We start from the raw sequence: 15,522 nt of genomic DNA, 5'->3' as shown, positions 1-15,522 counted from the left end.
CGTGGACTGGTGACCGGCGGGCCGGTCAGCGACCAGCCTTGATCTTGAGCACCAGCAGGGAGCCGATCACGGCGATGGCTGCGGCGATGCTGAACCAGAGGGTGTAACCCCCGCCGAAGAGCGCGTTGCCCAGCGGGATGAACAGCACCCCGGCGAGCAGGGGGGCGATGGAACCCGGGATCGTGCCGGCCAGGTTGAGGATGCCCAGGTCCTTGCCCATCTCCTCGGGATTGGGCAGCAACGAGATGCAGAGCGCCTGGTCCACCGCGAAGAACGTCCCGGCGCCGGCGCCGATGACCGCCTGCGCGACCAGTAGCACGGCCAGCCCGCCCCCGCCGAAGGAAGGGGAAGCAGCAGACAGGAGCACGCCGGCGGCGATGACGAGCCCGGAGGCCAGGACGAAGGGCTTGCGGCGACCGAGCTTGTCCGAGAGGTAGCCCCCGACGACGCTGAAGACGACGAGGGTCGCGATGCCGACGACCTGCGCGATGGCGTTGAACTGCAGCTGCTCGTCGGTGTCCATGCCGAAGGAGGAGCCGAGGAACAGCGTCAGGTAGGTGGAGACACCTCCGTAGCCGAGCAGGATGAGCGCCTTGCTGAGCCAGGCCCAGCCGAAGTCGGGGGCCTTGCGCGGGTCGAAGAGGAACGAACCGAAGATCTGCTTGATCCCGAGGGGGGTGGTCGGCGGCTCGGTCCTGACCCGGTCCTTCAGGACGATGACGAAGATGATCGACGTGAGGAGACCGAAGGCGGCCGGGAGCACGAACCGGAGGAAGTCGTTGGGTGCCACGGCGAGCACCAGCGCGCCGCCGAGGATGGCGGCCGGAGTCGTCGCCCCGATGATCCCGCTGACGCCTCCTCGGCGTGCCTCGGGCACCTGATCGGCCAGGGTCGTGTGGTTGGCGGCCAGGGCGAAGTTCGCCGCAGCCTGGGTCAGGCACCAGGCCAGGAGCAGCGTGACGAAGTTCGACGCCAGAGCGACCCCGATGAGGGCGAAGAAGACCCCGATGGCCCCGAAGAGGATGAACGGTCGGCGCATGCCGAACCGCGATGTCGACCGGTCGGACAGCCGTCCGGCGATCGGCTGCACCACCGAGGACACGACCGCACCCGCGCCGGTGACGATCCCCAGCAGGGCCGGGGCGTCGGCGAGCCCGACCATGTCCTGGATCTTGACCGAGAGACCGCCGAAGATCGGCGTCAGCAGGGCGGTGTAGAGGCCGAAACCCGCCAGCGCTGCTGTGGGCACGTAGCCCTTGGGGGACCGCGGCGCGATGGTCTCGGGCGATGGGTCCTCGGCTGTGGCCGTCGTCCCCGCACTGGTGTGCTCCGACATCCCTGGACTCCTCTGTCCGACAGGCGCTCCGGCCTGGGGTGCGGCGAGCCTCAGCTCGTTTCCCGCAGGGGAAAGTGTTTCCCGTGCGGGAAAGATAGAGCGGGGTGTGACCTGCGTCAAGGACCGCGGCGGCGGCGATCCTCGAGTGCGCTAGGGCGCCAGGCGACCAAGTGCGTCGAGCACCAGGCCGACCTCGAAGTCGAACTGTGCTGTCGCGTCGGCAGGGGAGTTCAGTCCGGCGGCTGCCATGCCCCGCAGCGCCGGGTACTCGTCGTCACCGGTCGCGCGGGAGAGCACCCGGCTGACCTCTCGGAACTGCGGGTGCTCGCCGGACTGCTGTGCGAGCACGGCATCGCGGCCCAGTCCCATGGCCGTCCGGGTGATGGTGATGAGACCCCGCCCAGCAGTCGTGAGGTCGAAGCCGGCGTCGAGCATCCGCTGCAGGACCATCTCCACGGGCTCGAAGACGGCGAGGGTGGTGCCGTCGATCTCGTAGTAGGCGGCCAGCACGCCGGTGGAGACCATGCTGTCCCGCACGGCCACCGCCCAGGCGTGCAGACCGGACTGCCAGGCCTCGGGGATCCGCTGGTCGGCGCGGGCCAGCGCTGATGTGAAGAGGGCCGAGAAGCCGGACTCGAAGACGTCGGCGGCGACGAGGCGGAGGAGACCCTCCCGGTCGGTGACGTGGTAGTTCAGCGCCTTGCGGTCCACCCCGAGCTCGTCGGCGACCGCCTGCATCGTCATGACCTGTGGGTCCAGCCGGCGGGCGGCTTCTACGATCTTGATCCGGTCGATGCGCAGCGGCCCGCCGCGACGTCGCCCCTTGCTGCTCGACGCGGTTCCCTGGTCGGTCGTCACGTGCGGCTCCCAGCTGCTGTGTCGGGCTCTCCGGCAGCCGGAGCATAGCTTTCCCCGGCGGGAAAGCCATGCCCCGGCCCGCCTCAGGCTCCGGGTGCAGCCACGGCGTCGAGGTGCACCATCACCGGTGCGCACCCGGGAGCGGACACCGTCACCGCGACCTCACCGCTCTCGTGCGTCGAGCGCAGGACGGCCAGTGCCCTCCCGAAGTAGGTCCGGTGGGTGTCGGAGGCGAACCCCTCCTCGGTGATCGGTTCGCCGCTCCCGAGGCCCAGCAGGGTGGCCGGACCCTCGACGGTGACCGTCACGCTGCGGTCGGCCCCGGGCTTCAGCTCCCCGGCGGCGTCGGTCAGCAGCACGGGGAGGTAGACCAGATCCGCGCCATCCGCCCGCAGTGAGGTGGTCTCCGGGACGGCGGTGAGCACCAGCTCGTCGCCCGCGGTCCGCAGCACCCGGCGTCCGACCTCGGCGCCCGCCTTCGTGCTGGCGACGGCCAGCAGCTCCCCGGGCTGGTAGGGGAGCCGAAAGCGGGTCAGGTGGGTCCCGTCCCGCCCACCGTCGGCCTGTCCGACGGAGGTGCCGTTCAGGAAGAGCTCGACCTTCGGCGCATCGGTGTAGACCTCGACCACGGCGTCCTGGCCCTCGCAGCCGGCCCAGCTCCAGCTGGCCACCGAGTCCGTGGCGCGCCAGCCCTTCTTCACGCTGACCTCGCCGGACCGGGTGACCGGCTCCACCGCGATGTGCGGTCCCGACGAGAGGTGCCAGGCGATCTCGTTGAGGTAGGCCTGGGTCTGCCGGAAGCCGGTGATGTCGATGACCGGCTCGCCGGCCAGCAAAGCCGGGTAGGGGTAGTAGATCTGCCGCTTCTTCGTCCCGTAGACCTTGGCGGCAAGACCGGCCTCGCCGATGTAGTCCCAGCCGGTCCAGCTGAAGTCACCGATCACGTGGGGACGGAACTCGACCTCGGGCCAGACGTCCGCGGTCAGGGCGGCCCGGGTCTCGCTCCCCACGATCACCCGGTGGGGGTGCAGTCGCCCGTCGAGCTCGTAACGCCCGACCATGTAGTTGTAGCCGGCCACGTCCAGGTCGGAGAAGGTATCCCGGGTGCGCCGGTCGACGGCGGGCAGTCGGACGATCCGGTCGAGCATCGCGTCCAGCACGCCCAGCAGCAGGTTGAGCACGCGGATGAGGTTGCGGTTGGGGTTCTCGTCGCTGTTCTTGGCCGCGGCGGTCTTGGCCGCGACCTTCTCGTCGTCCTGCGGCGCGATCAGGTTGAGGAAGCCGTTGATGCCGTTGGTGACCAAGCGGGTGGGGTCTAGCTCGCGGGTCGCCCGCGCCAGCATGCGGTTGGTGTCGATGCCCAGTCGGGTCGAGGTCTCGGCGATCTCGTTGCCGATGGAGTACATGATCACGGACGGGTGGTTGTGCGCGTTGGCGACGAGGGCCTCGAGGTCGCGCTGCCACCACTGCACGAAGAGCTCGCTGTAGTCGTGCGTCACCTTCGGTCGGAACCAGGCGTCGGTGAGCTCGTCCATGACCAGGAAGCCGTGCCGGTCGCAGGCCCGCAGCAGTGCCCGCGAAGCCGGGTTGTGTGCGCTGCGCACCGCGTTGTAGCCGGCTTCCTTCATCAGCCGGATGCGACGGTCCTCGGCGGCGTCCAGGGTGTGGGCCCCGATGACACCCGCGTCGTGGTGCACCGCCGACCCGCGGAGCTTGACCGGTACCCCGTTGATCCGCAGACCGTGCCGGGCGTCGGCGGTGACGGTGCGGATGCCGAACTCGTCGCTGGCGACGTCCTGCACCTCGGGTCCGTCCAGGATCGTCACGGTCGCGGTGTGCAGCTGGGGGGTGGTCGGTGACCACAGGTCCGCGTCGCCGACGACCACCTGCTGCCGAACAACGCGCTCCTCGCCCGGGGGGACGACGACGTCGCTGGTCTCCGGTGCGAGCACCGCCCCGTCGGGCCGGGCCAGCTGCGCCGAGACGGTCACCGCCGCCACGTCCGCGCCCTGGTTCACGACGGTCGTGACGACGGCGACCACGGCGGTCGTGCCCGTCAGGTCGACGGTCGAGAGCCGGAGACCGGTCGGGGTGATGTGCACCTGCTCGGAGACCAACAGGTGGACCGGCCGGTAGATGCCGCTGCCGGTGTACCAGCGGCTGTTGGGCTCGGAGCTGTTGTCGGCGAGGACCTCGACGGTGTTGTCCTCCCCGAGCCGCAGGTGCTCGTCCAGCGGGACGTGGAAGAGGGCGTAGCCCGACGGGCGTCCTCCGACCCGGACACCGTTCAGGAACACCTGCGAGTTCTGGTACACCCCCTCGAACTCGAGCACCACGCTCATGTGGGCCCAGTCGGCGGGGGCGTGGAACGTCTTGGAGTAGCGGTAGACGCCTCCCGGGTAGAAGCCCGTGTTGCCGCCGTTACTGGTCTCGGGGTCCCGCTCCTCGGTGAGCATCGCGTCGTGCGGCAGGGTCAGCGGGCCCACGCGACCAGCTCGCTGGCCCCCCTCGCTCGCCACGTACCAGTCACGATCGAAAGACGTTCGGAGCACCGTCGTCCCCTCCTGCTGCGTCGCCGGTCACGGACGCAGGTGCGCCGCGGTCTCTTTCCCGACCGGGAAACTATGTCCGAGTCCGGGCGCCGTCAACTCTCGGAGCCGGCCCGGCAGGGGTCAGCGGGCATTGACCTTCAGGACCGCCGCGGAGCCGAGGACCGCGATGCCCGCAGCGACCATGAACCAGGTGACGTAGCCGGCGCCGAAGAGCAGGCCGCCCAGCGGGATGAAGACCAGCCCGGCGAGCACGGGAGAGACCGCGCTGGCCAGCACCTGGGCGAGGTTCAGGATGCCCAGGTCCTTCGCCATCTCCTCCGGGTCGGGCAGCAGGGAGATGCACAGCGCCTGGTCCACGGCGAAGAACGTGCCGGCACCCATGCCCATCACGACCTGGGCCACGATGATCATCGTCAGGCCTCCGCTCTGACCGAACACCGGGGAGATGCCCACCAGGACCACACCCACGGCGATGGCCAGCCCGGACGCCACCACGAACGGCCGGCGTCGACCGACGCGGTCGGAGATGAACCCGCCGGCGAGGCTGAAGACGATCAGCGTCCCCACCCCGAAGATCTGGGCCTTGGCGTTGAAGCTCAGCTGTTCGTCGGTGGTCATCCCGTAGCTGGATCCGAGGAAGAGGGTCAGGTAGGTGGCGACGCTGCCGTACCCGAGCAGGATCAGCAGCTTGCTGAGCCAGGCCCAGGCGAAGTCGGGGTTCTTCTTCGGGCTGAAGACGAACGAGGTGAGCAGCGTGCGCAGGCCCAGGGTCGTGGTCGGTCGCTCTTTGCGGACCGGGTCCTTGAGCACGAGGACGAACATGATCGTGACGACGAGGGCGAACAGTGCCGGGAGGGCGAACCGGAGGAAGTCGTTGGGCGCGATGGCCAGGAACAGCGACCCGCCCAGGATCGCTGCCGGCGTGGCGGCGCCGACGATGCCGGAGACCCCGCCCCGCTTCTCCTCGGGCACCTGGTCGGCCAGCGTGGCGTGCTGGGCGGCCAGCGCGAGGTTGATGAACAGCTGCCCGGCGCACCAGGCGACCAGCAGCAGGGGGAAGTTGGGTGCCAGGCCGCAGACGACCAGCGACAGCACCATGCCCAGGACGCCGCCCAGGATGAACGGTCGGCGGATGCCGAACCGGGACATCGACCGGTCCGAGAGCCGGCCGGCCAGTGGCTGGACGACCAGGGAGAACAGCGCTCCGGACCCGGTGAGCAGGCCCAGCAGCTGGGGGGCCTGGTCGAGGCCGACCAGGTCCTGGACCTTGACCGACAGGCCGCCGTACAGCGGTGCCAGGACGGCGACGTAGATGCCGAAACCCGACAGCGCGAACGTGGGCACGTACCCGCGCGGCGTCCGGGCGGGGGGCGGCGGGGCGAGGGCTGTAGTGGGGGCGGTGACGTCCATCAGGGGTGAACTCCGGTGTCCGAGGGCTCTGAGGGGCGGGGGAGGACCGGGAGTCCGGGCCTGGACGGCCTGCTCCACTCTTTTCCCACGCGTGTGGGGAAAGTAGGGGATGTCTCACCTGGACAGCAAGGGGCACGCCGGGAGACTCGTCCGGTCCGCCCGTGCGACGGCCACTCCCCGACCGCGCCTGCTCGCTGCCGTCGTCGTCCCCGACGGGCGTCAGGACCGGTGTGAGAGCTGCGCTTCCAGGCCGGCCACGAGGGCGCGGATGGCGAAGTCCACGTGGTCCGGGCGACCCAGGAGGTCGCCTCGGGCCAGTCGGCGCAGGCCGGGGGCGACGTCCTCGCCCTGGCCGTCGAGGTACCGGGTGAGCTCTGCCTCCTGCGGGTGCCGCCCGCGGGCGACCAGGACCTGGTTCTGGGCGACGGCGTGCACGACCTCGCTGATGTACGCCACCGCGTGCCCGATGGTCTCGTCGGGGAACCCGGCCGCGGCCAGCTTCTGCACCAGGCTCTCCACCGGGGTCAGCGACGCGGCGTCGATGCCCAGGGGCATGCGCACGTAGACGGCGACGGCCGAGTGCCGGACCAGGGCGTCGTAGACGCCGGTGGCGTAGCTCGCCACCCAGTCCTGCCACCGGTCGCTCGTCGGCGGGGTCAGGGCGGCGAGCTCGGAGCCCAGGACGACGGAGGCGAGCGTCGCGAAGAGCTCGTCCCGGTCGGCGAAGTGGTAGGTGATGGTGGACCGGTCCACGCCCAGCCGGGTGGCGACCGCCTGGACCGACAGGTCCTCGGCCGGTACGCCGCGGGCGGCTTCGATGATCGAGGCGCGGGACACCCGCGGGGGGCGACCACGGCCTCGACGGGGGGTGCCGTCACCCGCGGTCCGCGGGGTGCCTTCCCCGTGCTGAGCAGCCACCGGACCTCGTCTCGATCATGCGGTCCTGGGCACCGCGGTCGGACAGCTGCCGACGCCCCGAGCATCGTAGGCGGCGGGTGTCGGGCGTTCGGTGGGACGGCGACCCGCGGGTGCAGGACCTTGCACGATCCTGGCACGGGCCGTACTTTTCCACGCACGGGGGAAATTGAGCCCGCCGCGACGAAGGAGTCCCGAATGTCCGACCTGACCCGCTTCCGAGACGCCTCGCTGTCCGCGCACGAGCGCGCCCAGGCGCTGCTCGAGGAGATGACCGTCGAGGAGAAGGCGCAGCAGTTGACCTGCATCATGCCGCCGTCCGTGCTCGGCCCTGACGGCCTCCGCGCCGACACCGTCGAGCAGGTGCTGGGTCACGGCATCGGCCAGGTGGCCCCGCTGACGTCGACCGGTGGGACGACGCCGCAGCGCATCGCCGACGAGATCAACCTGATCCAGCGCCACCTGGTCGAGAACACCCGGCTCGGCGTGCCGGCGGTCTTCCACAACGAGGCCATCGCCGGCCTGCAGGCACCCGGGCACGTCGTCTTCCCGACCCAGTCGGGGGTCGCGGCCACGTGGAGCCCCGAGCTGAGCCAGCAGATGGGCGACGTGGTCCGGCAGCAGATGCGCCGGCTGGGGATGAGCCAGGCACTCGGGCCGGTCTTCGACGTCTCGCTGGAGCCTCGCTGGGGCCGGGTGCACGAGACCTACGGCGAGGACCCCTACCTCGTCGCGGCCTTCGGCACCGCGTACGTGACCGGCCTGCAGGGCGCCGGTCTGTCCGACGGCGTGGTGGCCACCGGCAAGCACTTCCTGGGCTACGGCGCCTCCGAGGGAGGTCTCAACTCGGCCAACGTCGAGGCGGGCTCCCGGCGCATCCGCGACGTCTTCGCGCTGCCCTTCGAGGCGGCCATCCAGCTGGGCGGTCTGCGCTCGGTCATGAACACCTACTCCGAGGTCGACGGCGTGCCGGCCGCCATCTCCCGCGAGCTGCTGACCGATCTCCTCCGCACCACCCTCGAGTTCCAGGGATACGTCTCCTCGGACTACATCTCCTTCCAGCACGTCGTGGACCGGGCGCTGGCCGCGGTCGATGCCGCCGAGGCCGCCCGGCTCGGTCTCGAAGCCGGCCTGGACCTCGAGCTGCCCTCCCCGTGGTCCTACGGGTCGACGCTCGCGGCCGAGGTGCACGCCGGCCGGATCGCCGAGGACCTGCTGGACCCCTCGGTCCTGCGGCTGCTCACCGCGAAGTTCGAGCTCGGCCTCTTCGAGCAGCCCTACGCGCAGGAGTCCATCGACCTCGCTGCCGTCGCTGCCGAGGGGCGCGAGCTGGCGCAGGAGATGGCCGACCGCTCGGTCACCCTGCTGAAGAACGACGGCCTCCTCCCGCTGGGCCCCGACGCGGGTTCCGTGGCCGTCGTGGGCCCGCACGCCGACGCCGCCGCGCTGCAGTACGGCGCCTACTCGTTCCCGGCAGCCCGGTCTGTGGGCCTGTTCATGGCCCAGGGCGGCTTCAACAACATGGTCGGCATGGAGGACTACCTCCCGACGGCCGACACCTCGACCGCCAAGCCGCTGACCCAGGAGGAGTGGGTCCGGGACCACTACGGCGTCCGCGGACTGGCCGAGGAGCTCGGCGACCGCGGCCTCACCGTGGTCGCCGAGGCGGGGACCGGCATCGTGGCCGACCTCGGCGAGGAGGCATTCGAGCGGGCGGTGTCCGCGGCCCGCGCGGCCGACGTGGTCGTCCTGGCCGTGGGTGGTGCCAGTGCCTGGTTCGTCGGTGACCGCACCGAGGGCGAGGCGAGCGACTCGCTGAGCATCGAGCTGCCCGAGGTGCAGCGGCGGCTGGTCGACGCCGTCACCGCGCTGGGGAAGCCCACGGTCGTGGTGCTCGTGCAGGGGCGCCCCTACGTGCTGCCCCCGGCCCTGCTCGACGCCCGGGCGATCGTGTCGGCCTCCTACAACGGGGTCGGCGGGCTGGTGGCGATGAGTCGGGTCCTGGTCGGCGAGCTCAACCCCGGCGGGAAGCTGCCCTTCACGCTGCCCCGGCACCAGGGGCAGCTGCCCGTCTTCCACCACCAGCGCAGCGCGAGCGGGTACCGCAGCCACACGCCGTTCGGTCAGCACTACATCGACGGCCCGGCCACCCCGCTGTACCCCTTCGGCCACGGGCTGAGCTACACGACCTTCGACCTCACCGACCTCGAGATCGGTGCGGAGTCGATCGACACCACGGGCGGGACGACGGTCGCCGCCACCGTGACCAACACGGGTGCGCGGTCCGGTGCCGAGGTCGTGCAGCTCTACCTGGGCATCCGGACGAGTGGCGTGACCCGCGCCGCCCAGACGCTGGCCGGGTTCTCCCGGGTCGAGCTGCAGCCCGGTGAGAGTCGACGGGTGGTCTTCTCGCTCGCGGCCAGTCAGCTCGGCCACACCAACGCCCAGGGCGGCTTCTCGGTCGACCCCGGTCGTACCGAGGTGTTCGTCGGGACGTCCTCGGAGGACCTCCCGCTGACCGGCTCGTTCGCCGTGACCGGCGAGCGCACCGAGCTCCGCTCGAGCGAGCGGAGCTTCTTCTCCGGGGTCGAGGTGACCGCGACGCGCTGACCGCCCCGGCGCGGAGGCCCGTCCATCCTCACGGGGTGAGCCGGCCGGGGTGTTCCGTGCACCCCGGCCGGCTCAACAGCATCTCGCCCACCCACCGACCAGGAGGACCTCCCCGTGCCCGACCAGACCCCGGGCTTCCGCCCCGGACGCATCCGCAGGGCCGTGACCCCGATCGCGCGAGCGCTGACCGAGCGCTTGGTGGGCCCGTCGAAGGCAATGCGCGCCTCGCAGTTCGCGCAGCTGCCCACACCCGCCGGTCACGTCGTCATGCTCGGCGACAGCATCACCCAGCTCGGGGTCTGGGAGGAGTGGTTCGCGGGGCGCCCGGTGCTGAACCGGGGGATCAGCGGTGACACCTCCGCCGACCTGCTCGCCCGGGTGGACACGGCGGTGCACGATCCGGTGGCCGTGTTTCTGCTGATCGGGACCAACGACCTGACCATCGGCGTCGCACTGCAGGACATCGTCGCCAACGTCCGTGCGCTCCTGGCGGCGATCGAGGACCGTGCGCCGGGGACGCCGGTCGTGCTGCAGAGCGTCATGCCGCGCACCCACCGGTACCGGGCCGACATCGGGGTGCTCAACCGCGCCTACCGCGCCCTGGCCGAGGAGACGACCCACGTGACGTTCCTCGACCTGACCCACGCGCTCGTGGACGACGCCGGGGATCTCCGGCAGGACCTGTCCGCCGACCGCATCCACCTCAACGGCGCCGGCTACGCCGCCTGGGTCGAGGTCCTCCGGCCCGAGCTCGCCCGATTCACCGGCTGAGCCGACGGCAGTCCGCCGTCTGGTCCACCATGTCCACGTGATCGCACAGGGGGAGACGTCGTGACCACGCCCGTCCAGACGACCGGCGCCGCGCCGAAGGGGAGCCCCCAGCTGCTGGTGCTGCTGATCATGGCTCTGGCCCCGGCCATGGTGCTGGGCACGCTGACCGGGGCGGGGCCGGCCGCTCTCATCGGTGCCTTCGTCGCCCTGTTCGGGCTGTTGATCTGCGCGACGGGTCCGCTGTGGTCCGACCTGCGCAGCATGGCGCTCTTCGCCCCGCTGCTCGTGGTGGCCGCCGTCGCTCCCCGCGCGCTGGCCGAGGTCTCCCGACCGGCCGCCATCGCCGTCATCGTCGTGCTGGTCGTCGTGGCGGCGTTGCTGCCGCTGCGGGGACCGCGCTTCCGGACGGCGGGTCTGGGTGTCGGGATGCTGCCTCTGATGGCCTACAGCATCCCGCTGACCGGAGCCGTGACCCTGACGCAGCTGGTGATCGGCGCCCTCGCCGGCCTGGTCGTCGCCGTCGTGCTGCGGCTCCTCATGGGGATCGGCGATCCGGGCAAGGCCACCCGGACGGCGGTTGCCGCCGTGCTGGACGACTCCGAGCCCGATGTCACCGCAGCCTTGGACAGCTGGTTGGCCGACCCGCGTCGCTGGACCATGGACGTGCTCGGGGGAGCGGTCCGCTACCGGCTCGCCCGACGGTCACTGGACGCTCTGGCAGGCACCGTCCCGGCCGCCGGACGTGCGGCGTTCGACCGGGCCGGCACCGACCTGACCGAGCGGGTGGGCCGCCTGTCCGAGGCCGTCCGGGCCAAGGAGCCCGCGACAGGGGGCGCCGACGTGCCCTCCGCCTCATCGTCCGACGAGTACGCACTGCCCCAGGCGTTGTCCCGGTTGGTGGAGGAGTGCAGGGCTGCGTTGGACACCGCCGAGGCGGCGACGCGCGGCCGGGACGACACGCGCGTCGAGCTCTCCGACGAGGTCACCCGCGGCGCACGCGCCCAGATCGCGCTCGGCGCCGGCGTGGGCTTCCGGTCGATCCAGCTGCGGCACGCCGCCCGGACGGCCGTGGGCGTGCTGCTCGCGCTCCTGCTGTCCACCCGACTGGATGCTGGCGACCCCCTCGTGCCGACGCTGTTGCTGACCACCTTCGGCATCCTGCAGACGAGCTGGACGGCGACGCTGGCCAAGGCCCGTCCCCGGATCACCGGACTCGTCGTCGGTGTGGTCCTGGCCGTGGGCATCGTCTTCCTGGTCCCCGAGGGCGTCCTCCTCCCGGTGGCGCTGGTCTCGTTGGTCGTCGCCCTCTGGTACCTCACCGCCCGCCCGGTCATCGGCTACGCCGGTCTGCTGTGCATGAGCGTCGGGCTGAACTCGTCTCTGCGTGACCTCGATCCCGCAGCCACGTTGGTCGAGTACGTCGTCCTCTCCCTGATCGCCGTGCTCATCGGGGTCGTCCTGGGCTTCGCCGTGATCCCCGGTGTCCGGGGTCGACCGCTGTCCGAGCGGGTGAGCGACGCCGTGGCCGCAACGGCCGCGGTGCTCAGCACGTCGGTGGAGGGCAATTCCTCGGACCGGGAGCGAGGGCTCGAGGTGCAGCGCACCGCCGTGCTCACCCGCCGGCAACTGGTCCCCGACGACGACGACCTCACGGACGCTCAGGCCGCTGAGCTGGACGCACTCGGCGCGGGACTGCGCGACCTCACGGCTCTGACCCTGCTGGGCCGGGTCGGCGTGGCCGGCCGGGTGGTGGACCGGCGGGATGTCGACGGTGCCCTGGCTGCGCTGGGACACGGCGGGCCGGTCGACCACGAGCCCGAAGTCTCCCCGTCGCCCACCGGGGCCGGTCCCGGCGTGCTCACCGTCCTCGCCGAGCAGGTCGCCGCCCGCCGGGCCGCGCTGGACCGACCGGGGGGTGCGGCGTGACCGACGAACCCCGCCGACGCGGTCGACCACCGCTCGTCGACCGGGCTCGCATCGTCGCGGCAGCACGCGCCATCCCGGCCGAGACACTCACCATGCAGGTGGTCGCCGACGCCCTCGGCGTGGACCGCAAGACCCTGAACTACCACGTCAGCGACCGCGACGGGCTGCTGGAGCTGGTCGCCGCCGACGTCTTCGCGGAGGTGATGGCCCGGTTGGACGTCGCCCGCGCCGGCACCTGGCAGGAGGCCGTCCGGGTCTACGCGGACGGTGTGCGTGCTGCCGTGCTGCAGATGGGTCCGTTGGCGCCGCACTTCCACCTCCAGCATGCGTCGCTGGGTGCCACGCTGCGCCCGGTGGACGACCTCATCCAGGTGCTCCTGGACAGCGGCTTCCCGGTGCGGACCGTCGCCCGGTGCCTCCGGTCGATCTCCTCCCAGGCCACCGCATCGGGGAGGGACGCTCTCCGGGAGGCGACCGGGACCGGTTCGCGGGACCCGGGGGTGTCCGCGAGCCGGGCCCAGGTCGCGGTGCTGCGGCAGGCGGCCGACGACTTCCCGGCGCTCCGCCGGCTGGCTGCGATCGACGAGCCGGGCATCGACCCGGGGCAGTGGGGCTTCGAGGTGGACGTGTGCATCGCCGGCCTGGCCCAGCAGCTGGACGCGGTGGTCCCGGTCGTCGGCGACGACAACGCCTGACCGACACGAGGACGGCCCCGGGCCGGTGCCCGGGGCCGTCCTCGTGCCTGCGCGTCAGACGCCGGCCGGGACCGCCGGGTGCTCGGCGTCGTGGTCGTCGGACGCGGCTGCCGGGGTGTCGGCCACCGACGTGCCCTCGACGTCGAGGTGCGGCAGCCACTGCAGCCAGCGGGGGAGCCACCAGGCGCGCTCTCCCAGCAGCGCCAGCGCGGCGGGCACGAGGACCAGCCGGACGACGAAGGCGTCGATGAGGACACCGATGGCGAGGGCGAAGCCGATGGACTTGATGACCGCCTCACCACCGGGGATGAAGCCGGCGAACACGGCGAACATGATGGCGGCGGCCGCGACGACGACGCTCGCCGCGCCCTTGAAGCCCAGGTGCACCGCCTCCAGGGCCGATGAACCCCTCCCGTGCGCCTCGTGCATCCGGGACACCAGGAAGACCTGGTAGTCCATGGCCAGGCCGAACAGGATGCCGATCATCAGGATCGGGGCGATGGCCACGATCGGTCCGGTCGTCGACAACCCGATGAGGCCAGCCAGCCAACCCCACTGGAAGACGGCCACGGTCGCACCCAGGGCGGCGATGACGGTCAGCAGGAAGCCCAGCACGCCCACGAGCGGCACGAGCAGCGACCGGAAGACCAGCACCAGCAACACGAAGGCGAGGCCGACCACGAGAGCCAGGTAGACCGGCAACGCGTCGTCCAACCCGGCCGACACGTCCACGCTGACCGCGGTCGTGCCGGTCACGTAGGTCTCCACGCCGCTGGTGGAGCTGTCGAACAGCGCCCGGACATCGCCGACCAGCTGCTCCGTGGCCTCACTCGTGGGTCCGGACGCCGGGATGATCGTCATCAGGGCTGCGTCACCGGTGGCATCGGGGACCGGCGCCGTGACGGTGACGACGTCGTCCAGGGCGGTGACCGCCGGGCTGATCTCCGTCAGCGCGGCCGCCGCGTCGGCACCGGTAAACAGGACGGTCAACGGGCCGTTGAAGCCCGGGCCGAACCCGTCGGCGAGCAGGTCCTGCGCGGCTGCCTGGGTGGTGCCGTCCTCGGGGCTGACCACGAGCGTGGTCTGCATGGACAACGCGGGGATGGCCAGCACGCCGAGGGCCGCGACTCCCACGACCAGCGTCGGCACGCGATGCCGGGTGGTGGTGTGGACCCACCGGTCGAGCCGTCCGGTCGACGTTGCCGCGGAGGTGTCGATGGGGTCGGTCTCGGTCGGTGTCCCGGTGAGGGATCCGCTGTCGGCGTGGTCGAAGGCCGCCCGCTCCTTGACCGGCAGTGCGCGTCGGCCGAGGAACCCGAGGACGGCCGGCACCAGGGTGAGCGAGACGAGCACGGCGACCACGATGGTGAACGCGGCACCCAGGCCCATCTCGGTGAGGAACGAGATGCCCACGACCGACAGCCCGGCCAGGGCGATGACGACGGTGAGTCCGGCGACGACGACGGCCGAGCCGGCCGTGCCCACCGCGGTCGCCACGGAGGTCGCCACGTCACCTGTGCGCCGGAGCTCCTGGCGGAACCTGGTGATGATGAACAGGGCGTAGTCGATGCCGACGGCCAGGCCGAGCATGATCGCCAGCACCGAAGTGGTGGAGCTCAGGTCGGTGAAGCCGCTGGCGATCGTGATGCCCACGACGCCGACGCCGACCCCGACGAGCGCGGTCACCAGGTTCATCCCGGCGACGAGCAGGGACCCGAACGTGAAGGTGAGCACGACCAGGGCCAGGACGACCCCGACGACCTCGCCGATGGGGGTGTGGGGCTCGGCGCTGTACGCCGTGCCGTCGATCTCCACGGTCAGCCCGGCGTCCCGGGCGGTGTCCACCGCGTCGAGCAGCTGGTCCTTCTGCTCCGGCGTGACGTCCTCCGGGGCGGTGGAGTAGGTGACGGTGCTGTACCCGGTGGTCTGGTCGGCGTTCACCGTCGGGTTCGCCGCATCCAGGGGGTTCGTCGCCGAGGTGACACCGGTGAGTCCGCCGAGGGAGTCCACGAGGGTGGTGACGGTGGCGGCGTTCTCGCCGGTGGTCAGCGTCTGCCCGTCGGGTGCCTGGACGACGACCTGGGCGCTGGCGCCCGAGCCGGCCGCGCTGCCGAAGTCGCGCTCGATCACCGCGAGGGCGTCGCTGGACTCCTGGCCGGAGATCGTGAACGTGTCCGACGTGGGTCCGGACAGCGTCACGGCGCCGATGCCCCCGAGGGCCAGGACGACCAGCCAGAGCGCGAGGACGAGGCGCCGGCGACGGTGGGCGCCGGCGCCGAGTCGGTACAACAGACGTGCCATGAAGATCAGGCCTCCACCTGAGAGCGGTGCACATCCGGCCGTGGACGTCGTCGTCGGGCTGGCGCGGGGGTTCGGTCGAACCCGGAGACAGATTATCCCCGTTGGGGAAAAACAGACTCCCTGACCAGGTTGATCTGCGTCACGGGGC

At 71.5% G+C, this 15,522-nt stretch carries 10 protein-coding genes; 4 read left to right on the top strand and 6 right to left on the bottom strand.

Annotated features, from left to right (window positions below):
* Positions 1 to 25 precede the first annotated feature (25 nt).
* The 5 genes from F1C76_21735 to F1C76_21715 all read right to left on the bottom strand — a co-directional run bounded on the left by F1C76_21735 (position 26) and on the right by F1C76_21715 (position 7,074).
* The gene (locus F1C76_21735; protein QNG38808.1) at positions 26 to 1,336 is read right to left on the bottom strand and encodes an MFS transporter; all 1,311 of its coding nucleotides are present in this window, start codon (positions 1,334 to 1,336) and stop codon (positions 26 to 28) included.
* A 150-nt stretch (positions 1,337 to 1,486) separates the two neighbouring features.
* Positions 1,487 to 2,194, bottom strand: coding sequence for a hypothetical protein (locus F1C76_21730; GenBank protein QNG38807.1), 708 nt, complete (start codon positions 2,192 to 2,194; stop codon positions 1,487 to 1,489).
* An 83-nt stretch (positions 2,195 to 2,277) separates the two neighbouring features.
* On the bottom strand, positions 2,278 to 4,680 hold the full coding sequence (locus F1C76_21725) for a glycoside hydrolase family 2 protein (protein QNG38806.1): 2,403 nt from the start codon (positions 4,678 to 4,680) through the stop codon (positions 2,278 to 2,280).
* A gap of 186 nt (positions 4,681 to 4,866) precedes the next feature.
* Complete coding sequence (locus F1C76_21720) at positions 4,867 to 6,156, bottom strand: MFS transporter (GenBank protein ID QNG38805.1); 1,290 nt, start codon at positions 6,154 to 6,156, stop codon at positions 4,867 to 4,869.
* A gap of 219 nt (positions 6,157 to 6,375) precedes the next feature.
* Entirely contained in the window at positions 6,376 to 7,074 is a 699-nt protein-coding gene (locus tag F1C76_21715; GenBank protein QNG38804.1) for a TetR/AcrR family transcriptional regulator, read from the bottom strand.
* A gap of 195 nt (positions 7,075 to 7,269) precedes the next feature.
* Here F1C76_21715 and F1C76_21710 point away from each other — a divergent pair, with 195 nt between their 5' ends.
* The 4 genes from F1C76_21710 to F1C76_21695 all read left to right on the top strand — a co-directional run bounded on the left by F1C76_21710 (position 7,270) and on the right by F1C76_21695 (position 13,073).
* Positions 7,270 to 9,681 (top strand): beta-glucosidase, encoded by a 2,412-nt coding sequence (locus F1C76_21710; GenBank protein ID QNG38803.1) that lies wholly within the window; start codon positions 7,270 to 7,272, stop codon positions 9,679 to 9,681.
* 114 nt (positions 9,682 to 9,795) lie between these two features.
* Positions 9,796 to 10,452: a GDSL family lipase gene (locus F1C76_21705; protein ID QNG38802.1), complete on the top strand. Its 657-nt coding sequence runs from the start codon at positions 9,796 to 9,798 to the stop codon at positions 10,450 to 10,452.
* 60 nt (positions 10,453 to 10,512) lie between these two features.
* A complete protein-coding gene (locus F1C76_21700) occupies positions 10,513 to 12,378 on the top strand; it encodes a hypothetical protein (protein ID QNG38801.1) in 1,866 nt (621 codons plus the stop codon).
* On the top strand, positions 12,375 to 13,073 hold the full coding sequence (locus tag F1C76_21695; protein ID QNG38800.1) for a hypothetical protein: 699 nt from the start codon (positions 12,375 to 12,377) through the stop codon (positions 13,071 to 13,073). The genes F1C76_21700 and F1C76_21695 overlap by 4 nt, the downstream gene beginning before the upstream one ends.
* Positions 13,074 to 13,127: 54 nt before the next feature.
* On the opposite strand, the gene F1C76_21690 is transcribed toward F1C76_21695, so the two are convergent.
* Positions 13,128 to 15,374: an MMPL family transporter gene (locus F1C76_21690; protein ID QNG38799.1), complete on the bottom strand. Its 2,247-nt coding sequence runs from the start codon at positions 15,372 to 15,374 to the stop codon at positions 13,128 to 13,130.
* Positions 15,375 to 15,522: the final 148 nt, after the last annotated feature.

The organism is Geodermatophilaceae bacterium NBWT11, from assembly GCA_014218215.1.
Taxonomy (GTDB): Bacteria; Actinomycetota; Actinomycetes; order Mycobacteriales; family Geodermatophilaceae; genus Klenkia.
This window is presented reverse-complemented; position numbering and strand designations above follow the sequence as displayed.

Bases quoted from the DNA above. Each gene is read 5' to 3' on its own strand.
- F1C76_21690 (QNG38799.1), bottom strand. From the start codon at position 15,374: ATGGCACGTCTGTTGTACCGACTCGGCGCCGGCGCCCACCGTCGCCGG.
- F1C76_21735 (QNG38808.1), bottom strand. From the start codon at position 1,336: ATGTCGGAGCACACCAGTGCGGGGACGACGGCCACAGCCGAGGACCCA.
- F1C76_21710 (QNG38803.1), top strand. From the start codon at position 7,270: ATGTCCGACCTGACCCGCTTCCGAGACGCCTCGCTGTCCGCGCACGAG.
- F1C76_21720 (QNG38805.1), bottom strand. From the start codon at position 6,156: ATGGACGTCACCGCCCCCACTACAGCCCTCGCCCCGCCGCCCCCCGCC.